The sequence below is a fragment of the Streptomyces sp. NPDC001668 genome (assembly GCF_042893155.1).
GTDB lineage: Bacteria > Actinomycetota > Actinomycetes > Streptomycetales > Streptomycetaceae > Streptomyces.
In genome coordinates this window covers 283693-303297 of sequence record NZ_JBIAUQ010000010.1, presented here as the reverse complement: position 1 = coordinate 303297, position 19605 = coordinate 283693, and the positions used below count along the sequence as shown (strand labels likewise).

General features: G+C 71.1%; 19 protein-coding genes. 10 read left to right on the top strand and 9 right to left on the bottom strand.

The genetic code is table 11. The features are described 5' to 3' along the window. Positions 1 to 51: 51 nt before the first annotated feature. Entirely contained in the window at positions 52 to 747 is a 696-nt protein-coding gene (locus ACFYZ8_RS28970) for a FadR/GntR family transcriptional regulator (protein ID WP_359038581.1), read from the top strand. Here the strand turns inward: ACFYZ8_RS28970 and ACFYZ8_RS28965 are convergent. The 3 genes from ACFYZ8_RS28965 to fabG all read right to left on the bottom strand — a co-directional run bounded on the left by ACFYZ8_RS28965 (position 722) and on the right by fabG (position 2703). Beyond that, on the bottom strand, positions 722 to 1075 hold the full coding sequence (locus ACFYZ8_RS28965; protein ID WP_359038579.1) for a hypothetical protein: 354 nt from the start codon (positions 1073 to 1075) through the stop codon (positions 722 to 724). The genes ACFYZ8_RS28970 and ACFYZ8_RS28965 overlap by 26 nt on opposite strands. Positions 1076 to 1225: 150 nt before the next feature. Continuing rightward, positions 1226 to 1993, bottom strand: a complete 768-nt coding sequence (fabI, locus tag ACFYZ8_RS28960) for an enoyl-ACP reductase FabI (protein ID WP_020140715.1) — start codon at positions 1991 to 1993, stop codon at positions 1226 to 1228. Between the two features lie 5 nt (positions 1994 to 1998). Then, the gene (fabG, locus tag ACFYZ8_RS28955) at positions 1999 to 2703 is read right to left on the bottom strand and encodes a 3-oxoacyl-[acyl-carrier-protein] reductase (protein ID WP_057618188.1); all 705 of its coding nucleotides are present in this window, start codon (positions 2701 to 2703) and stop codon (positions 1999 to 2001) included. Positions 2704 to 2969: 266 nt separating this feature from the next. Between fabG and ACFYZ8_RS28950 the strand changes: the two genes are divergently transcribed. Genes ACFYZ8_RS28950 through tyrS form a run of 3 tightly spaced genes read left to right on the top strand, consistent with a single transcriptional unit; the run spans position 2970 to position 7211 of the window. Further along, positions 2970 to 4493, top strand: a complete 1524-nt coding sequence (locus tag ACFYZ8_RS28950; protein WP_388538061.1) for a TldD/PmbA family protein — start codon at positions 2970 to 2972, stop codon at positions 4491 to 4493. Next, complete coding sequence (locus ACFYZ8_RS28945) at positions 4490 to 5884, top strand: metallopeptidase TldD-related protein (protein ID WP_388538059.1); 1395 nt, start codon at positions 4490 to 4492, stop codon at positions 5882 to 5884. The genes ACFYZ8_RS28950 and ACFYZ8_RS28945 overlap by 4 nt, the downstream gene beginning before the upstream one ends. Positions 5885 to 5942: 58 nt before the next feature. Further along, a complete protein-coding gene (tyrS, locus tag ACFYZ8_RS28940) occupies positions 5943 to 7211 on the top strand; it encodes a tyrosine--tRNA ligase (protein WP_388538057.1) in 1269 nt (422 codons plus the stop codon). A gap of 63 nt (positions 7212 to 7274) precedes the next feature. On the opposite strand, the gene ACFYZ8_RS28935 is transcribed toward tyrS, so the two are convergent. After that, the gene (locus ACFYZ8_RS28935) at positions 7275 to 7556 is read right to left on the bottom strand and encodes a GlsB/YeaQ/YmgE family stress response membrane protein (RefSeq protein ID WP_359038570.1); all 282 of its coding nucleotides are present in this window, start codon (positions 7554 to 7556) and stop codon (positions 7275 to 7277) included. 245 nt (positions 7557 to 7801) lie between these two features. Here ACFYZ8_RS28935 and ACFYZ8_RS28930 point away from each other — a divergent pair, with 245 nt between their 5' ends. Together ACFYZ8_RS28930 and ACFYZ8_RS28925 are read left to right on the top strand one after the other, a co-directional pair. Then, positions 7802 to 8200, top strand: a complete 399-nt coding sequence (locus ACFYZ8_RS28930; RefSeq protein WP_359038568.1) for a DUF3099 domain-containing protein — start codon at positions 7802 to 7804, stop codon at positions 8198 to 8200. Between the two features lie 204 nt (positions 8201 to 8404). Next, positions 8405 to 8623, top strand: a complete 219-nt coding sequence (locus ACFYZ8_RS28925; protein WP_057618194.1) for a hypothetical protein — start codon at positions 8405 to 8407, stop codon at positions 8621 to 8623. Here the strand turns inward: ACFYZ8_RS28925 and moaA are convergent. From moaA to ACFYZ8_RS28910, 3 genes are all read right to left on the bottom strand, one after another. Further along, a complete protein-coding gene (gene moaA / locus ACFYZ8_RS28920) occupies positions 8620 to 9609 on the bottom strand; it encodes a GTP 3',8-cyclase MoaA (RefSeq protein ID WP_388538055.1) in 990 nt (329 codons plus the stop codon). The two genes, ACFYZ8_RS28925 and moaA, sit on opposite strands and share 4 nt — an antisense overlap. A 167-nt stretch (positions 9610 to 9776) precedes the next feature. Beyond that, a complete protein-coding gene (locus ACFYZ8_RS28915) occupies positions 9777 to 11396 on the bottom strand; it encodes a cation acetate symporter (RefSeq protein WP_388538053.1) in 1620 nt (539 codons plus the stop codon). Continuing rightward, the gene (locus tag ACFYZ8_RS28910) at positions 11393 to 11749 is read right to left on the bottom strand and encodes a DUF485 domain-containing protein (protein ID WP_359038561.1); all 357 of its coding nucleotides are present in this window, start codon (positions 11747 to 11749) and stop codon (positions 11393 to 11395) included. The genes ACFYZ8_RS28915 and ACFYZ8_RS28910 overlap by 4 nt, the downstream gene beginning before the upstream one ends. A 252-nt stretch (positions 11750 to 12001) precedes the next feature. Between ACFYZ8_RS28910 and ACFYZ8_RS28905 the strand changes: the two genes are divergently transcribed. From ACFYZ8_RS28905 to ACFYZ8_RS28890, 4 genes are all read left to right on the top strand, one after another. Then, a complete protein-coding gene (locus ACFYZ8_RS28905; RefSeq protein ID WP_388538051.1) occupies positions 12002 to 13549 on the top strand; it encodes a S8 family serine peptidase in 1548 nt (515 codons plus the stop codon). A gap of 100 nt (positions 13550 to 13649) precedes the next feature. Continuing rightward, positions 13650 to 15215, top strand: a complete 1566-nt coding sequence (locus ACFYZ8_RS28900) for a S8 family serine peptidase (RefSeq protein ID WP_388538049.1) — start codon at positions 13650 to 13652, stop codon at positions 15213 to 15215. 61 nt (positions 15216 to 15276) lie between these two features. Then, positions 15277 to 16608, top strand: coding sequence for a CoA transferase (locus ACFYZ8_RS28895; RefSeq protein WP_388538047.1), 1332 nt, complete (start codon positions 15277 to 15279; stop codon positions 16606 to 16608). A 111-nt stretch (positions 16609 to 16719) separates the two neighbouring features. After that, on the top strand, positions 16720 to 17727 hold the full coding sequence (locus tag ACFYZ8_RS28890; protein WP_388538046.1) for a CopD family protein: 1008 nt from the start codon (positions 16720 to 16722) through the stop codon (positions 17725 to 17727). A 17-nt stretch (positions 17728 to 17744) separates the two neighbouring features. On the opposite strand, the gene ACFYZ8_RS28885 is transcribed toward ACFYZ8_RS28890, so the two are convergent. Further along, positions 17745 to 18788, bottom strand: a complete 1044-nt coding sequence (locus ACFYZ8_RS28885) for a zinc-dependent alcohol dehydrogenase family protein (RefSeq protein WP_388538045.1) — start codon at positions 18786 to 18788, stop codon at positions 17745 to 17747. Between the two features lie 36 nt (positions 18789 to 18824). Then, a complete protein-coding gene (locus tag ACFYZ8_RS28880; RefSeq protein ID WP_388538094.1) occupies positions 18825 to 19484 on the bottom strand; it encodes a lysoplasmalogenase in 660 nt (219 codons plus the stop codon). Between the last annotated feature and the right edge of the window lie 121 nt (positions 19485 to 19605).

Here is a 19605-nt window from a genome sequence, read left to right as displayed (position 1 = left end):
TTGTCCATCCCCGGGTCGTCCGCTGTCGTCCCGCCCGTGCGAAGGTGTGCCATGCCCCTGAGCCATCCGCGTCGCTCGGCACTGTCCGAGCAGGTCATCGCCGCGCTGCGCAACCAGATCACCTCGGGTGAGTGGCCGGTGGGCTCCCGGATCCCGACGGAGCCCGAGCTGGTCGAGCAGCTGGGGGTGGCCCGCAACACCGTCCGCGAGGCCGTCCGCGCGCTGGCGCACAACGGTCTGCTGGACATCCGCCAGGGCTCGGGGACGTATGTGGTGGCCACCAGTGAGCTGGCCGGGGTGATGCACCGCAGGTTCGCCGACGCGGACCCCCGGCATGTGGCCGAGCTGCGGTCCACGCTGGAGTCGTCCGCGGCGCGGCTGGCAGCCGAGCGGCGCACCGAGAAGGACCTCAAGCAGCTCGACGCGCTCCTGGTGCGGCGCGAGGAGGCCTGGGAGTCGGGGGACGCGGAGGCCTTCGTGACGGCGGACACCACCTTCCACCTGGCCGTGGTGGCCGCCTCGCACAACGACGTGATGACCGAGATGTACGCGGATCTCGGCGAGGTGCTGCGGGACTGGCTGCGCGAGGACGTCGGCGAGGAGCTGACGCCGGAGACGTACATGGACCACGCCCGGCTGGTCGACGCGATCCGCGCGGGCGACGCGGCGGCCGCCGCCGCGGAGGCGGCCGGCTACCCCTTCCTGTGCCGTCCTGGACGGTTCACAGCGCCAGCTTCCGGTGGCTGACCCACACCGAGCGGACCTCTTTCCAGCACCGGCCGGTCAGCCGTACGGTCTGCGCGGGCCCGGCCGCGACCTCGGCGCCGTCGCTGTCCAGGTCCCACCAGCGGTCGCACTCGATGTGCAGGCGGACGCCGTCGGTGCGCGGATAGGGGTTGTGGCAGTAGGTGGTCACCCGGGATCCGGTGACCCTGCTGCGGCAGGAGGCGCCGAACAGCTCCGAAGCGGCGGCTCCGGGCTCGTCCACGCGTGCGTGTGGCGTCGCTTCGTACGCCAGGGAGATCACGAGACAGACGGCTGCGGTCACTGAGGCCAGACTGCGGGACAGGCGCACAAGGGGACCTCCTCGGCCGTGCTGGGGAGGGAATCTCGGGTGAACGCGTAATCCAGGGTGCCCAGTTGCAGACCGTGCGCGCCCGGCCTGATAGGCCGAACGGGGGACGCCCCGCTCCCTGCGGGAACGGGGCGTCGAGGACGTACGGCATCAGGCGCCGATGGCGTGCAGGCCGCCGTCCACGTGGATGATCTCGCCGGTGGTCTTCGGGAACCAGTCGCTCAGCAGGGCGACGATGCCCTTGCCGGCCGGCTCCGGGTCCTTGAGGTCCCACTCCAGCGGGGAACGGTTGTCCCAGACCGCGGCCAGGTCGCTGAAGCCCGGGATGGACTTGGCGGCCATCGAGGCGAGCGGACCCGCGGAGATCAGGTTGCAGCGGATGTTCTGCTTGCCCAGGTCACGGGCGACGTAACGGCTGGTGGCCTCCAGGGCGGCCTTGGCCGGGCCCATCCAGTCGTACTGCGGCCAGGCGTACTGCGCGTCGAAGGTGAGGCCGACGACCGAGCCGCCGTTCTGCATCAGCGGCAGGCAGGCCATGGTGAGCGACTTCAGGGAGTACGCCGAGACGTGCATGGCCGTGGCCACGGACTCGAACGGCGTGTTCAGGAAGTTGCCGCCGAGCGCGTCCTGCGGCGCGAAGCCGATGGAGTGCACGACACCGTCGAGGCCGCCGAGCTCCTCGCCGACGACGTCGGCCAGGCGGCCCATGTGCTCGTCGTTGGTGACGTCGAGCTCGATGACCTTGGTGGGCTTGGGGAGCTTCTTGGCGATGCGCTCGGTCAGCGTGGGCCGCGGGAACGCGGTCAGGATGATCTCCGCGCCCTGCTCCTGGGCCAGCTTGGCGGCGTGGAACGCGATGGAGGACTCCATCAGCACACCGGTGATCAGGACGCGCTTGCCCTCGAGAATTCCGCTCATGGTGTTCAGTGACCCATTCCCAGTCCGCCGTCAACGGGGATGACGGCTCCAGTGATGTACGAGGCGTCGTCCGAGGCGAGGAACCGCACCGTCGCGGCGACCTCCTCGGGCTGCGCGTAACGGCCGAGCGGCACCTGCTTCACGATGCCCTCGCGCTGCTCGTCGGTGAGCACCTTGGTCATGTCGGTGTCGACGAAGCCGGGCGCGACGACGTTGAAGGTGATGTTGCGCGAGCCCAGCTCACGGGCGAGCGACCGCGCGAAGCCGACCAGGGCGGCCTTGGAGGCGGCGTAGTTGGCCTGGCCGGGGCCGCCGTAGAGGCCGACGACCGAGGAGATCAGGACGACCCGGCCCTTCTTGGCGCGCAGCATGCCCCGGTTGGCGCGCTTGACCACGCGGAAGGTGCCGGTGAGGTTGGTGTCGACGACCGAGGTGAAGTCCTCCTCGGACATCCGCATCAGGAGCTGGTCCTTGGTGATGCCGGCGTTGGCGATCAGGACCTCGACCGGGCCGTGCTCGGCCTCGATCTCCTTGTAGGCCTGCTCCACCTGCTCGGAGTCGGTGATGTCGCACTTGACCGCGAGGAAGCCTGCCGGCGGCTCACCGGAGCGGTACGTGATGGCGACCTTGTCGCCGGCGTCGGCGAAGGCGCGGGCGATGGCGAGGCCGATGCCCCGGTTGCCTCCGGTGACGAGAACCGAGCGGCTCAACGGATCACCCTTTCCATAGGTGTCTGACACACCCGCCCGAACACCTGGGATGACAGGCGGCTTCTCCGAAAACCTATCGGGCCGCCCCCGCCGGAGGACATTCGGGCACCGACAGTGGCTTACGGGACTCGCTGTCGGGTCCCTACAGAAAGATGCCGGCGGCGGTCCCAAACGTGTGGTCCGAGCACCGGTCGTCGCGACATGATCGGAGCAGCCGCCCACCCTCATACCGGACGCCCACCACAACAGGACAGGAAGAGACCCAGGTGCCTCATACGATCGACGAAGCCTTCACAGCGCTTCCCCTACGTGCCCTCGCCGACGCCGCGCTGGCACGCGCGCGTGCGCTCGGGGCCGAGCACGCGGACTTCCGGCTCGAGCGGGTGCGCAGCGCGTCCTGGCGGTTCAGGGACGCGAAGCCGTCCGGGTCCTCGGACACCACCGACCTCGGGTACGCGGTGCGGGTCGTGCACGGCGGCACCTGGGGCTTCGCGTCGGGCGTGGACCTGACGCTGGACGCCGCCGCCAAGGTCGCCTCGCAGGCCGTGGCGATGGCGAAGCTGTCCGCGCAGGTGATCCGGGCCGCCGGTTCCGACGAGCGCGTGGAGCTCGCCGACGAGCCCGTGCACGCCGACCGCACATGGATCTCGTCGTACGAGATCGATCCGTTCACCGTGCCCGACGAGGAGAAGGCGGCGCTGCTCGCCGACTGGAGCGCGCGGCTGCTGGGGGCGAACGGCGTCAACCACGTCGACGCCTCGCTGCTCACCGTGCACGAGAACAAGTTCTACGCCGACACCGCGGGCACCGTGACCACGCAGCAGCGGGTCCGGCTGCACCCGCAGCTGACCGCCGTGTCGGTCGACGAGTCCAGCGGCGAGTTCGACTCCATGCGGACCATCGCGCCGCCGGTCGGACGCGGCTGGGAGTACGTCACGGGCACCGGCTGGGACTGGGAGAGCGAGCTGGAGCAGATCCCGGAGCTGCTCGCCGAGAAGATGCGGGCGCCCAGCGTCGAGGCGGGCCTGTACGACCTCGTCGTCGACCCGTCCAACCTGTGGCTGACCATCCACGAGTCCATCGGCCACGCCACCGAGCTGGACCGCGCCCTCGGCTACGAGGCGGCCTACGCCGGCACCTCCTTCGCCACCTTCGACCAGCTCGGCAAGCTGCGCTACGGCTCCGAGCTGATGAACGTGACCGGTGACCGCACCGCCGAGCACGGCCTCGCGACCATCGGGTACGACGACGAGGGCGTCGCGGGCCAGTCCTGGGACCTGGTGAAGGACGGCACCCTCGTCGGCTACCAGCTGGACCGGCGGATCGCGAAGCTGACCGGGTTCGAGCGGTCCAACGGGTGCGCCTACGCCGACTCCCCCGGCCATGTGCCGGTGCAGCGCATGGCCAACGTGTCGCTCCAGCCGGATCCGGCCGGCATGTCGACGGAGGATCTGATCGGCAGCGTGGACCGCGGCATCTACGTCGTCGGGGACCGGTCCTGGTCGATCGACATGCAGCGCTACAACTTCCAGTTCACCGGCCAGCGGTTCTTCAGGATCGAGAACGGGCGGATCACCGGGCAGCTGCGGGACGTCGCCTACCAGGCGACCACCACCGACTTCTGGGGCTCGATGGCCGCGGTGGGCGGCCCGCAGACCTACGTCCTCGGCGGCGCCTTCAACTGCGGCAAGGCCCAGCCGGGCCAGGTCGCGGCGGTGTCGCACGGCTGCCCGTCGGCCCTCTTCAAGGGCGTCAACATTCTGAACACCACGCAGGAGGCCGGTCGATGAGCCCGCGTACCAACAAGCCGCACGAGATCGTCGAGCGGGCGCTCGCGCTGTCCCGGGCCGACGGCTGTGTCGTGATCGCCGACGAGCAGTCCACCGCCAACCTGCGCTGGGCGGGCAACGCGCTCACCACGAACGGCGTCACGCGCGGGCGCACGCTCACGGTCGTCGCGACCGTCGACGGGAAGGAGGGCACCGCCTCCGGGGTGGTCTCCCGGTCGGCGGTCACCGCGGACGAACTGGAGCCGCTGGTGCGGGCCGCCGAGGCCGCCGCGCGGGGCGCCGCGCCCGCCGAGGACGCCCAGCCGCTGGTCACGGGCGTACCGGAGTCCCCGGACTTCACGGACGCGCCCGCCGAGACCTCCTCGGCCGTCTTCGCCGACTTCGCGCCGGCGCTCGGCGAGTCCTTCGCACGCGCGCGTGCGGGCGGCCGCGAGCTGTACGGCTTCGCCAACCACGAGCTCGTCTCGACCTACCTGGGCACCTCCACCGGGCTGCGGCTGCGCCACGACCAGCCCAACGGCACGCTGGAGCTCAACGCCAAGTCGCCGGACCGCACCCGCTCGGCCTGGGCCGGACGCTCCACGCGGGACTTCAAGGACGTCGACCCGGCGGCGCTGGACGCCGAGCTCGCCGTACGCCTCGGATGGGCCGAGCGGCGCGTCGAGCTGCCCGCCGGCCGGTACGAGACCCTGCTGCCGCCGACCGCGGTCGCGGACCTGCTGATCTACCAGCTCTGGTCGGCGTCGGGCCGGGACGCGGCCGAGGGGCGGACGGTGTTCTCCAAGCCCGGCGGCGGCACCCGCCTCGGCGAGAAGCTGACCGAGCTGCCGCTGACGCTGCGCAGCGACCCGAACGAGCCCGGCCTGGAGACCGCCCCGTTCGTCGTCGCGCACTCCTCCGGGGGCGACCAGTCGGTGTTCGACAACGGTCTTCCGGTCGGGGCGACCGACTGGGTACGGCAGGGCACGCTGGCGCATCTGACCACCACCCGGCACAGCGCGGGCCTGACCGGGCTCGCCGTCGCCCCGGCGATCGGCAACCTGATCCTGGACGGCGGCCAGGACCGCTCCCTGGAGGAGATGGTCGCGGACACCACGCGCGGGCTGCTGCTGACCTGCCTGTGGTACATCCGCGAGGTCGACCCGGCCACGCTGCTGCTGACCGGGCTGACCCGGGACGGTGTGTACCTGGTCGAGAACGGCGAGGTGACCGGCGAGGTCAACAACTTCCGGTTCAACGAGTCGCCGGTCGGCGTGCTGGGGCGGGCGACGGAGGCGGGGCGGACGGAGAAGACGCTGCCGCGGGAGTGGAGCGACTACTTCACCAGGGCCGCGATGCCGGCGCTGCGGGTGCCGGATTTCAATATGAGTTCTGTCAGTCAGGGCGTATAACCTCGTAGCCGGTAGTCACCCGACTGCCCGAGGACCATTTCTAGGAGATACGAGAACCGTGACGGACATCGTCGACGAGCTGAAGTGGCGGGGGCTGTGGGCCCTGTCCACTGACGAGGACGCTTTGCGCAAGGCGCTCGCGGACGGTCCCGTCACGTTCTATTGCGGTTTCGACCCCACCGCGGCCAGCCTGCACGTCGGTCACCTGGTGCAGGTCCTCACCATGCGCCGCCTCCAGCAGGCCGGTCTGCGCCCGCTGGCGCTGGTGGGCGGGGCGACCGGTCAGATCGGCGACCCGCGCCCCACGGCGGAGCGCACGCTGAACGACCCGGAGACCATCGCGGCCTGGGTGACCCGGCTGCGCGCGCAGATCGAGCCGTTCCTGTCCTTCGAGGGCGAGAACGCCGCGACGATGGTGAACAACCTGGACTGGACGGCCGGCATGTCGGCCATCGAGTTCCTGCGGGACATCGGCAAGCACTTCCGCGTCAACAAGATGCTCACCAAGGACTCGGTCGCACGCCGGCTGGAGTCCCAGGAGGGCATCAGCTACACGGAGTTCAGCTACCAGCTGCTCCAGGGCATGGACTTCCTCGAGCTGTACCGGCGCTACGGCTGCACGCTCCAGCAGGGCGGCAGCGACCAGTGGGGCAACCTCACGGCGGGTCTCGACCTGATCCACCGGCTGGAGCCCGACGCCTCGGTGCACTGTCTGGCCACGCCGCTGATGGTCAAGGCCGACGGCACCAAGTTCGGCAAGACCGAGGGCGGGGCCATCTGGCTGGACGCCGAGATGACGACGCCGTACGCGTTCTACCAGTTCTGGCTGAACGTGGACGACCGGGACATCTCCACCTACCTGCGCATCCTGTCCTTCCGGTCCCGCGAGGAGCTGGAGGAGCTGGAGAAGCAGACCGAGGAGCGGCCGCAGGCCCGGGCCGCGCAGCGGGCGCTGGCGGAGGAGCTCACGACGCTGGTGCACGGCGCGGACCAGACGGCCGCGGTGATCGCGGCTTCGAAGGCGCTCTTCGGGCAGGGTGAGCTGGCGGAGCTGGACGAGCGGACGCTGACCGCCGCGCTCTCCGAGGTGCCCCACATCCGGGTCGCCGAGCTCGGCGCCGTGGTGGACCTGTTCGCCGAGGTCGGTCTCGTGGCCAGCAAGTCGGCCGCGCGGCGGACGGTGAAGGAGGGCGGGGCCTACGTGAACAACGTCAAGGTCGCCGCCGAGGACGCCGTTCCCGCCAAGGAGGACCTGCTGCACGGCCGCTGGCTGGTGCTGCGCCGCGGCAAGAAGAACCTGGCGGCGGTCGAGGTCACGTCCGCGTAGGTCTCTGCACGGCAGAAGGGGCGCCCCTCGTCACCGGGGGGCGCCCCCTTCGTCGTACGGCTCTCAGACCCGCCGCTGTTTCCTCTTGCCCAGCGTCGCCATGTAGAGCATGTCGCCGACGGCGACGATGATGATCGCGGCGATGAGCTGGAAGGCGTGGCGGCTCCAGTCGATGCCGGGTGTCTCGTCCACGCCGAACCCGCGTGCCATGGCGTTGCCGGCGATGGCGCCGAGCATGCCGAAGATGGTGGTCAGCCAGAGGGGACTGTGCTGCTTGCCGGGGATGATCGCCTTGGCGATCAGGCCCAGCACGAATCCCACGATGATCGCCCACAACCAGCCCATGGCTGCCTCCTCGTACGGCTCTACGTGAGCATTACCGCCAGTGTCGGTCCGTTCGCGCTACGCCGCATGTCGGGTACCGCCGTACGCGCCGGGAGCGAGGCCGTTGGCCCAGGCGGGAGGTGCCCCGGTCTCGTAGGCGGCGCAGGCGCGGCGTAACGTGGGAGCTGTCCGGGCCCGGTACCTCCACCGGGTACGGAGCGGAGGCGGAGCGGGAAGAATCCGATGCGGGCGGATGGTGGAATCTGATGCGGAAGCAGCATGGCGGCGGCAGCGCCCAGGTGTTCCGGATCACCGGCGCCCGGGCGGGCCTTCAGGAGGACGTGCGCGGACGTCAGCGCCGGTACGTCATCTCGATGACGGTCCGTACGCTGTCGGTGGTGCTCGCGGCCACGCTCTGGAACGTCGAACGGCACGTCGCGATCGTCGCGCTGGTGCTGGGGGCGGTGCTGCCGTATATCGCCGTCGTCATCGCCAACGCGGGGCGGGAGAACGCGCCCTCGCTGCCGTCGACCTTCGTGACCGCTCCGACCCGGCCGGTGATCATGCCGCCGCGGGCCGACGACGGCTTCGCGGAACCCGTGCCGGAAGACGGTGCGCGGGGGGCGGCGCCGGGCGCACGCGGTGAGCCGCGCGAGCGGACGTGACAGGTCTGCTCGACACCAAGCTCAAGAAAAGCTCAGATCAATCATGTTGTTCCGGTGCCGGGTCGTGGGTTACCCGTGACATACTTCGTACGCGCTCCGCATCCCCCGTCGGAGCGACAGACCGACGCCGGGCAGCTCCCCCCGTGGCTGCTCGGCGTCGCCTTTTCCACCCGCCTTTGAAACGAAATCCGTGAGCCGAAATCCGTGAGTGACGAGACCCCGATCTGCTCCGCCAAGGGCTGTCGCGCCGACGCCGTGTGGGTGCTCGCGTGGAACAACCCGAAAATCCACACTCCGGAGCGACGGAAGACCTGGCTGGCCTGTGAGGAGCACCGGGAGCACCTGTCGCAGTTCCTCGGGGTGCGGGGCTTCCTCAAGGACGTCGTGAAGTTCGAGGACTGGCAGGCGCCCGAAGGGGCCTAGCCGCCGATCGCGGACATCGGACGGTCCGGCTGGACGAAGGTCGGGTCGTCCAGGCCCGCGCCCGCCTTCTTGCCCCACATCGCCTCGCGCCAGAGACGGGCGATTTCCTCGTCCCCGGCGTCGGAGCGCAGGGCCGCGCGCAGGTCGGTCTCCTCCTGGGCGAACAGGCAGGTGCGTATCTGGCCGTCGGCCGTGAGGCGGGTGCGGTCGCAGGCCGCGCAGAACGGGCGGGTGACCGAGGCGATGACGCCGACCACATGGGGGCCGCCGTCGACGATCCAGCGCTCCGCGGGGGCCGAGCCGCGCTTCTCCGCGCCTTCCTCGGTGAGCTCGAAGCGGGTGCGCAGGGAGGTCAGGATGTCCCCGGCGGTGATCATGCCGTCGCGCTTCCAGCCGTGCTGGGCGTCCAGGGGCATCTGCTCGATGAAGCGCAGTTCGTAGTCGTGCTCCACGGCCCAGGCCAGCAGGTCCGGGGCCTCGTCCTCGTTGAGCCCCGGCATCAGGACGGAGTTCACCTTGACGGGGGTCAGGCCCGCCTCCCGGGCGGCGTCCAGGCCCTCCAGGACGTCCCGGTGGCGGTCCCGGCGGGTGAGGGTCTTGAAGACGTCGGGGCGCAGGGTGTCGAGGGAGACGTTGACCCGGTCCAGGCCCGCCGCCTTCAGCGCGGGCGCGGTCCGCTTGAGACCGATGCCGTTGGTCGTCAGGGACATCTGGGGGCGCGGCTCCAGGGCCGCCACCCGCTCCACGATGCCGACCAGACCGGGACGCAGCAGGGGCTCGCCGCCGGTGAAGCGGACCTCCTCGATACCGAGGGAGGTGACGGCGATGTCGATCAGGCGGACGATCTCGTCGTCGGTGAGCAGATCCGGCTTGGCCAGCCACTGCAGGCCCTCTTCCGGCATGCAGTAGGTGCACCGCAGATTGCAGCGGTCGGTCAGCGAGACCCGCAGGTCGGTGGCCTGCCGGCCATAGGTGTCGATGAGCACGTGGGCCCCCTCCCTCGTCGCGGATCAGTGCTTGCTCTGTGCTTGCTCTGTCTTTTTCCGTCACTTGCGAGCCTACGTGACGTCACTGACAACGACAGTGCCCGATCCCACGACGTACGAAGCGGCCGTGTCGTAGAGACCTACGACACGGCCGCTCAGGGGGCGGGTCAGTGGGCGCCGGTACCGGTCAGCGACCGGACCTCCAGCTCCGCGTACTTGCCCTTGTCCGGCTCCTCCTTGGAGAGGTAGGTGCCGATGACGCCGAGCAGGAAGCCGACCGGGATCGAGATGATGCCCGGGTTCTCCAGCGGGAACCAGTGGAAGTCGGCGTCCGGGAACATCGAGGTGGGCTTGCCGGAGACGACCGGTGAGAACAGCACCAGGCCGACCGCCGTGACCAGGCCGCCGTAGATCGACCACAGGGCCCCGGAGGTGGTGAACCGCTTCCAGAAGAGGCTGTAGATGATCGTCGGGAGGTTCGCCGAGGCGGCGACCGCGAAGGCGAGGGCGACGAGACCCGCGACGTTGAGGTCGCGGGCGAGGGCGCCCAGCAGGATGGAGACGGCGCCGATGCCGACGGTGGCCCAGCGGGCCGCGCTCATCTCCTGCTTCTCGGTGGCCTGTCCGCGCTTGATGACGTTCGCGTAGATGTCGTGCGCGAACGACGAGGACGAGGCCAGGGTGAGGCCGGCGACGACCGCGAGGATGGTGGCGAAGGCGACCGCCGAGATGGTGGCCAGCAGGATCGCGCCCCAGTTGGAGTCGACGCCGCCCAGATGCAGTGCCAGCAGGGGCGCGGCCGTGTTGCCCGCCTTGTTGGAGGCGATGATCTCGTCCGGCTTGATGAGGGCCGCGGCGCCGAAGCCGAGGGCGAGGGTCATCAGGTAGAAGGCGCCGATGAGGCCGATGGCCCAGATGACCGACTTACGGGCGGCCTTGGCGGTGGGCACGGTGTAGAAGCGGATCAGGATGTGCGGCAGTCCCGCGGTGCCGAGGACCAGGGCGATGCCGAGCGAGATGAAGTCCAGCTTGGTGGTGCCCGTGGCGCCGTACTTCAGGCCCGGCTCCAGGAAGGCCGCACCCTTGCCGCTGTTGTCGGCGGCGGAGCCGAGCAGGTCGGAGACGTTGAAGTCGAACTTCAGCAGCACCAGGAAGGTCAGCAGCAGGGCGCCCGCGATCAGCAGGACGGCCTTGACCATCTGGACCCAGGTGGTGCCCTTCATGCCGCCGATGGTGACGTACACGATCATCAGGACGCCGACCAGGGCGACGACGCCGATCTTGCCGGCGTCGCTGGTGATGCCGAGCAGCAGCGAGACCAGGACGCCCGCGCCCGCCATCTGGGCCAGCAGGTAGAAGATCGAGACGACGATGGTGGAGGTGCCGGCCGCGGTGCGGACGGGCCGCTGGCGCATGCGGTACGCCAGGACGTCACCCATGGTGTAGCGGCCGGAGTTGCGCAGCGGTTCGGCGACCAGGAGCAGGGCGACGAGCCAGGCGACCAGGAAGCCCACGGAGTAGAGGAAGCCGTCGTAGCCGAAGAGGGCGATGGCGCCCGCGATGCCGAGGAAGGACGCGGCGGACATGTAGTCGCCGGAGACGGCGAGACCGTTCTGGAAACCGGTGAACTGCCGTCCGCCCGCGTAGAAGTCGGAGGCGTCCTTGGTCTGGCGTCCGGCCCAGACCGTGATGACGAGGGTCGCGACGACGAAGACCGCGAACAGGCTGATGATCAGCGGCCGGTGCTCGCTGGCCTCGCCGGCCGCCAGGGTGATCGCGGGGCTCATGCGCCGCCCTCCATCCGGGACTTGATCGCGTCGGCCTTGGGGTCGAACTTGGCGGCGGCCACGCGCGAGTACCACCAGGCGATGAGGAACGTGGTCAGGAACTGCGCGAGGCCCAGGGCCAGGGCCACGTTGATGTTGCCGAAGAGCTTGGTGCCCATGAAGTCGCCCGCGTAGTTGGACAGCAGGACGTACAGCAGGTACCAGGCGATGAAGCCGACGGTCAGCGGAAAGGCGAAGGAGCGGTAGGAGCGGCGCAGTTCACCGAACTCCGCGCTCTCCTGCACCTCGGTGAACTCCTCGGTGGTGGGGAGTTTGTGCGTCTCTTTCGAGGGTGGCGGTGCGTCGGTGGACACGGACTCTCCTCGCGTTGCGGGTGCGGTGGTGACGGGATCGGGGGCGAGTGTCCTCGCGTTCCCTGTTCAAGGTCACGGCGCCGCGCTGGGACCGGTTCAACTCGCTTTGCTTCTTTCCGAACTCACCTTGGGGAAGTCATTGCTGGCCAGCGACTTCGGGAGATAACTTCGGCCTGCACCACCCGTCATGTACCTGCCCGGGCGACACCTGCGTCTCGGGCCGGTTTCGTTTCCGGATGATGTGGAGACCCCATGTCCCAGCCGCGTTCCAGACGTTCGAGACGTTCCCGGGGCAGCCTCGCGCTCGCCGTGCCCGTCGTGCTGTCCCTCACGGCCTCGCTCGGCTTCCTGCCCTCGGCCGCCTCGGCGGCGCCCTCCGCGCGGGCCACGGCCCAGGCCGCGGACGCGACGAACCTGTCGTACGTCGTCAACACCAAGGTGGACCACCGCACGATCGCGGCGGTGAAGAAGGCGATACCGGCGGCCGGCGGCACCGTCGTGATCGCGTACGAGAAGATCGGCGTGATCGTCGTCCACTCCTCCGCGCCGGACTTCGCCCAGAAGATCCGCACGGTGCGCGGGGTGCAGTCGGCAGGAGCCACCCGTACCTCGGCGCTGACCCCGGCCGGCACGACGGACGAGGGCGCGGTCCAGACGCTGTCGGCCGCCCAGGCCGCGAAGGTCGCCAAGGCCTCGGCCGCCGCGCCCGACAGCGAGCCCCTCGAGGCCGACCAGTGGGACCTGCGCGCGATAGGCGCCGACAAGGCGGCCAGGATCAACCCGGGCAGCCGCAAGGTGACCGTCGCCGTGATCGACACCGGCGTCGACGACACCCACCCCGACATCGCGCCGAACTTCTCGGCCTCCCAGTCGGCCAACTGCGACGGCGGCGTCCCGGACACCAGCGCGGGTGCCTGGCGGCCGTACACCGCGGACGACTACCACGGCACACATGTGGCCGGTGAGATAGCCGCGGCCCGCAACGGCATCGGCGTGGCCGGGGTCGCCCCCGGTGTGAAGGTCTCGGCCATCAACGTGACCGACCGCAGCAACGGCCTCTTCTACCCGGAGAGCGTCGTGTGCGCGTTCGTGTTCGCCGCCGACCACGGCGTCGAGATCACGAACAACAGCTACTACGTTGATCCATGGCTGTACAACTGCATGGACGACCCCGATCAGCAGGCCATTGTTGATTCGGTCAACAGGGCGCAGCTGTACGCGCAGAAGAAGGGCACGCTCAGCCTGGCGTCGGCGGGCAACTCCAACGACGACCTGGACTCCCACGCGATCGTCGACGACTCGAGCCCCGACGACTCCACCGCGGTGGAGCGCACGATCGACCCGCACGAGTGCTTCGACGTGCCGACGCAGCTGCCGGGTGTCGTCACGGTGAGCGCGACGGGCGTCAAGAACCTCAAGTCGTACTACTCCTCGTACGGCAAGGGCGTCATCGACGTCGCCGCGCCCGGTGGCGACCGGCTCTACCAGATCCCGGACACACCGTCGAAGAACGGCCGCATCCTGTCCACCCTGCCGAACGGCGCGTACGGCTTCCTCCAGGGCACCTCGATGGCCTCGCCGCACGCCGCGGGCGTCGCCGCGCTGCTGAAGTCGACGCACCCCAAGGCGAGCCCGGCCCAGTTGCAGGCGCTGCTCAAGGCACAGGCGGACGCGACGAGCTGCCCGGCCTCCTACGACCAGGACGGCGACGGCACGCAGGACGCGGTGTGCGAGGGCGGTCCCCGGGTCAACGGGTTCTACGGCTTCGGGATCGTCGACGCGCTGCGCGCGGTCAAGTGACCCGCCCGTCCCGCGACTTCGCCCCGCCGGGACCTCCCGCACCTCCCGCACGGACCGCTTGTACCGCTTGTACCGAGAACGAACTGGAGAGACACCCATCATGACAGGGCCCCATCCGCGCTACCGGCGCACGCTCGCGATCCCGTTCGGTATGGCCGTCGCGACGGCCATGGCGTTCCTGCCGGGCGCCACGGCGTCCGCGTCCGGCCTGTCCGGCACCACCGCCGGTGCCCCCGGTGCCGTCAGCGACGTCCTCGCCTCCACCGCCACGGACGGGACGGCGCTCAGCTACGTCGTCAACGTCCGCCCCGGACACGGCCCTTCCGCCCAGGTGAAGAAGGCCATCGCCCAGGCCGGCGGCACGATCGTGACGTCGTACGACCAGATCGGCGTGATCGTCGTCCACTCGTCGAACCCGGACTTCGCCAAGACGGTCCGCGGGGTCCGCGGGGTCGAGTCGGCGGGCAACACGCGCAACGCGCCGCTGCCCGCGCAGTCGACGACAGACGAGGGGACGCCGAAGGCGCTCGACTCGGCGCAGCTGGCCGCCGCGCGGGCCGCCGCCGACGCCGGTCAGGACCCGCTGGAGTCCTTGCAGTGGGACCTGCCCGCCATCAAGGCGGACAAGGCGCACGAGAAGTCGCTGGGCAGCAGCAAGGTGACCGTCGCCGTGATCGACACCGGTGTGGACGACACCCACCCGGACCTCGCGCCGAACTTCGACCGGGCCGCCTCGGTCAACTGCGTGACGGGCAAGCCGGACACCACCGACGGGGCCTGGCGGCCGAGCGCCCAGGAGAGCCCGCACGGCACGCACGTGGCCGGTGAGATCGCGGCCGCCAAGAACGGCGTCGGCATGACGGGTGTCGCGCCCGGGGTGAAGGTGGCGGGCATCAAGGTGGCGACCACCGCAGGCTACTTCTACACGGAGGCCGTGGTCTGCGGCTTCATGTGGGCGGCCACGCACGGCGTCGACGTCACCAACAACAGCTATTACACCGACCCGTGGTACTTCAACTGCACCGACGACCCGGACCAGAAGGCCCTCGTGGACGCGGTCACCCGGGCCTCGCGGTACGCGGAGAAGCGGGGCGTGGTCAACGTGGCCGCGGCCGGCAACGAGAACTACGACCTCGCGGCCGACGAGATCACCGACCCGGTCTCGCCGAACGACGGCACGCCTTCGGACCGGGTGATCGACCCGTCGGAGTGCTTCGACATACCGACCCAGCTGCCGGGTGTCGTGACGGTGGCGGCGACCGGCGCCAAGGGCATCAAGTCGTCCTTCTCCAACTACGGCCTGGGCGTCATCGACGTCGCCGCGCCCGGCGGTGACTCGACGGCCTACCAGACGCCCGCGCCGCCCGCGACCAGCGGTCTGATCCTGGGCACGCTGCCCGGCGGCAAGTGGGGCTACATGGCCGGTACGTCGATGGCGTCGCCGCACGTCGCCGCCGTGGCCGCCCTGATCAAGTCGACGCACCCGTACGCCCCGCCGGCCCTGGTGAAGGCGCTGCTGTACGCGGAGGCCGACGCCACGCCGTGCACGGACCCGTACGACATCAACGGTGACGGCAAGGTCGACGCGGTGTGCGAGGGGTCCAAGAACCGCAACGGTTTCTACGGCTGGGGCACGGTGGACGCTCTGGACGCCGTGACGAAGTAGCGGGAAGGATCGATCAAGGTCGATCCATATGTTGATTCCGTCAATACTGCATAGTGCAGTCATGACTGGAATCAAGTTCATGGTGCGGGAGGGCGCCTTTCAGGGGCGCCTTCCCGTGCAGAGGCTGGCGCGCGCCTGTGTGGGTGAGTGCGCGCTGGCCGCCGCCGAACTGGGTGCGCGGCGGGCCGGGCTCACCGAGGTGCCGGCCGTCCGGGTGGACGACGGGGCGGTGGCCACGGCGTTCCTGAGCGAGCGCCATCTGTTGATCGACGGTCGCGCGCCCGTCAACTTCGCCCCGCTGTCCCGGTTCTGGCGAACGGCGGACGGGTGGGTGCGGACGCACGCGAACTACCCGCACCACCGGGCGCGGCTGCTCGACGCGCTGAGGGTGCCGGAGGACGCGGCGGCCGTCGAGGCGGCGCTCGCCGAGCGGTCCGCCCTGGACGTCGAGGAAGCCGTGTACGCGGCCGGGGGTCTCGCCGTCGCCCTGCGCTCCCCCGAGGAGTGGGCCGCACACCCGCAGGCGGCCGAGGTGGCGAGACGGCCACTGGTCGAACGAGGGCGACTGGACACGGCACGCGCGCGTACCTTCACTCCGGTCGGCACCTCTCCCCTGCTGCCGGCCGCCGGACTGCGCGTCCTGGACCTGACCCGGGTGCTCGCGGGTCCGGTCGCCACCCGCACGCTCGCCCTGCTCGGCGCGGACGTCCTGCGCCTGGACGCGCCCCGGCTGCCCGAACTGCCGGACCAGCACGCCGACACGGGCTTCGGGAAGCGGTCGGCGACCCTCGACCTGGCCGCCGACCGGCAGACCTTCGAGGAGTTGCTCGCGGCGGCGGACGTGGTCGTCACCGGGTACCGTCCCGGCGCCCTGGACCGGTTCGGACTGTCCGCCGAGGCGCTGGCGGAGCGGCGGCCCGGGGTGGTCGTCGCGCAGCTGTCGGCTTGGGGCGCGTACGGTCCCTGGCGGGAACGGCGGGGCTTCGACAGCCTCGTACAGGCGGCCACCGGGATCGCGGTGCTGGAGGGTTCGCCGGAGCGGCCGGGCGCGTTGCCCGCGCAGGCCCTCGACCACGGGACGGGCTATCTGCTGGCGGCGGCCGTCCTGCGGGCACTGACCGAGCAGTCGTCCGAGGGCGGGAGCCGGTTCGTCCGATTGGCGCTGGCGCGTACAGCCCGGTGGCTGACGGAGGGTGCGGACGGCCCGGGCGACCTGTCCGCGGAAGACACCGGGAGCGGCTCCTACGACGGTCCCGGGCCCTGGTTGTCGGAGACGGACAGTGCGCTCGGGCGGCTGCGGTACGCGCTGTCGCCGGTCTCCTTCGAGGGTGGCCCGGCGGACTGGAACCGCCCGCCCGTGCGGTGGGGCACGGACGCGGCGCGCTGGGGCTGAGGCGGCCTGAACCGGCGGTGGCACCGGGGACGTCCTCATGGGTGGAATGCCCTACCACCACTTGTTTCTCTGCAGTTGCCCGGTTCTGTCCGTTGTGGTCAAGATCGGGGGGTGACCTTGACAAGACCCACCTCCGAGGCGGCCGCCGGGCGCGGCCCCGCGCGGCGGCCCGGCACCGTCCGGGCGGTCGCCGTGCTCGTCCTGGTGATCCTGGCCGTGGCGATACCCCTGTTCGGTCCGTCCGCCGCGCTGCACGGCACCGGGGAGGCCGCCGCGCCCGGCGCCGGCGGGGTGGCGCTGCTGCGCACCGTGCTGTTCGCGGCGCTGTGTGTGCCGCTGGGCGAACTGTTCGTGGGCCGGCTGGTCCGCGCCGTGCCCGGCGCCCCGCCCGATGTTCCGCGCTCCTGGGCTGTCTGGGCGGCCGCCGCCGGTTTCGTCGCCGCGCTGGGGCTGGCGTCGGTCGTGGCGACCGGCAACCTGGTGCCGCACAGCCTCTCCGAGATCGATGTCGGCGGCTTGTACGCGTCGCGGGACGGCACGGTTGCCCTGCTGGAGCTCAACGCGTTCCTGGTGGCCGCGCTGTGCGCCCGTTCGGGCCGCCCCGCCGTCCAGGTGTGGCCCCTTGCCGCCGTGGTGGTGGCGGAGGCCCTGCGCGCGCACCCCACGACCGAACACACTCCGCTGGTCGGCTCCGGGCTGACGCTGGTTCACCTCACGTGCGCGGCGCTGTGGGCGGGCGGACTCCTGTGTGTGCTGCGGACCCTGCGCCACTGGGGCCGGGGAGAGCCCGGCGCGGCGCTGCTCGGTCTCTACGCGCGCGTGGCGGCCGTTCTGTTCGCCGCCATCACCGCGACCGGCGTGTGGAGTTCACTGCGCCGGATGGCGCCCGGCACGGTCCTGGAGCAGCTGACGGACACGGCCTACGGGCGCACTCTGCTCGCCAAGGTGCTTCTCGTGGCGGTCGTCGCCGCGCTCGCCCTGTCGGCGCGGATCCGGCTGCGCCGCGCCCCCGACCCGCTGGCCGCCTGCGTCCCCGCGCGCGTGGAGGTCGTCGCGCTGGGGCTGGTCGTCGCGGTGTCGGGGCTGCTGACCGCGCTGCCGCTGCCGATCCGCTGGTGAGAGCCGCCCGGTGAGCGTCAGTTGGTGACGAGGACCTTGAGCGCGGTGCGCTCGTCCATCGCCTTGTAGCCGTCAGGGACGCCCTCCAGGCCGACGGTCATGTCGAAGACGGGTGAGGCGTCCACGGTGCCGTCCAGGACGTCGGGGAGCAGCTCGGGGATGTAGGCGCGGACCGGCGCGACCCCGCCTCGCAGGGCGATGTTCCGGTCGAACAGGACGCCGAGGTCGACGCCCGTGCCGCTGCCGTGGGGCACACCGACGAAGCCGATGGCGCCGCCGTCACGGGTGATGGCGACGGCCGTACGCATGGACTGTTCGGTGCCGACGGCCTCGACGACGGCGTGCGCGCCCTGGCCGCGGGTGAGTTCGCGGACGGCGTCGACGGCCGCTTCCCCGCGCTCGGCGACGACGTCGGTGGCGCCGAAGCCACGGGCGATGTCGGTGCGGCTCCGGTGGCGGCCCAGGGCGATGATCCGCTCGGCGCCGAGCCGCTTGGCGGCCAGCACCGCGCACAGGCCGACGGCTCCGTCGCCGACGACGGCGACCGTGGCGCCCGGGCGGGCTCCGGCGCCGAGGGCCGCGTGGTGGCCGGTGCCGAGGACGTCGGAGAGGGTCAGCAGCGAGGACAACAAGTGGTCGTCGGAGGCCGCCTCCTTGGGCAGCCGTACGAGGGTGCCGTCGGCGAAGGGGACGCGCACGGCCTCACCCTGGCCGCCGTCGTAGCCGACGGAGCCCCAGAAGCCGCCGTGCTCGCAGGAGGTGGTCAGGCCCTCGCGGCAGTAGTCGCAGACGCCGTCGGACCACATGAAGGGGGCGACGACGAGGTCACCGCGCTTGAGGGTGGCGACCTCGGAGCCGGTCTCCTCCACGACGCCCAGGAACTCGTGGCCGATCCGCTGCCCCGGCCGCCGCGCCGACTCGCCGCGGTAGGCCCACAGGTCGCTGCCGCAGATGCAGGCGCGCAGCACCCGGAGCACGGCGTCGGTGGGCAGCTGCACCACGGGTTCGGGCACGTCCTCCACGCGCATGTCGTAGGGGGCGTGGATGGTGGTGGCGCGCATGGCGAGGGTCCTTCTCGTGCGAGGTCGTGGCGGCGCTCAGGGGGTGGTCGAGCGCACCTCACCGTACGTCGCCATCGGTCCCGGGCGCGCTTCGAGGGCTCGTCGTGTGCCGCTGGCCAGCAGGAACTGCGCGGCGACATAGGTGAGCATGATCCAGAAGTCGGGCCGGGGAAGCCGGGGCCAGTCGGCGACGCCGGTCGCGATGAGGGTGTCCGAGAGCAGGAAGAGCGCGCCGCCGAGTCCGGTGACGAGGCCGAACCGGGCGGCCGCGGTGTACGCCATGGCCACGAGCAGGGTGCTGTAGGCGGCGACGGGGATGCGCAGGTCCGCCGGCAGGTCCGGCCACAGGAGGGCGACCGTGGTCACGAGGGTGAGGGCGTAGACGGGAGCCGGGAGGAGGGCACGCGCGCGTGGGGTGCCGTGCCGCCCGAAGAGCGCGATGTAGCAGACGTGCCCGGCGGCGAAGAAGGCCATGCCCGCGAGGAAGGCCCCGTCGGTGTCCGACAGCAGCAGGACGTCACCGCCCCAGCCGCACAGAAGTGCGGTGACGAGGAGGCGGGGTGCGCCGCGGACCGCCGCCCAGGCGGCGAGGAGCGGCATGAGCAGGGGCTTGGCGACGAGGTGGCCGCCGCCGAAGCCGACGGCCAGGGAGACGAGGTCGGTGAGGGTGGCGGCGGCGAAGCAGGCGAGCAGCAGAGCGGCGAGGGAACGCGGACGAGGGCCCGGCCCGGGACGGGCGGGTGTGGATGGCTCACGGTCGGGACGGCGGCCCGGGTCACGCTCCCGCCCCCCGGCGCGAACCGGCCCGCGCTCGTGC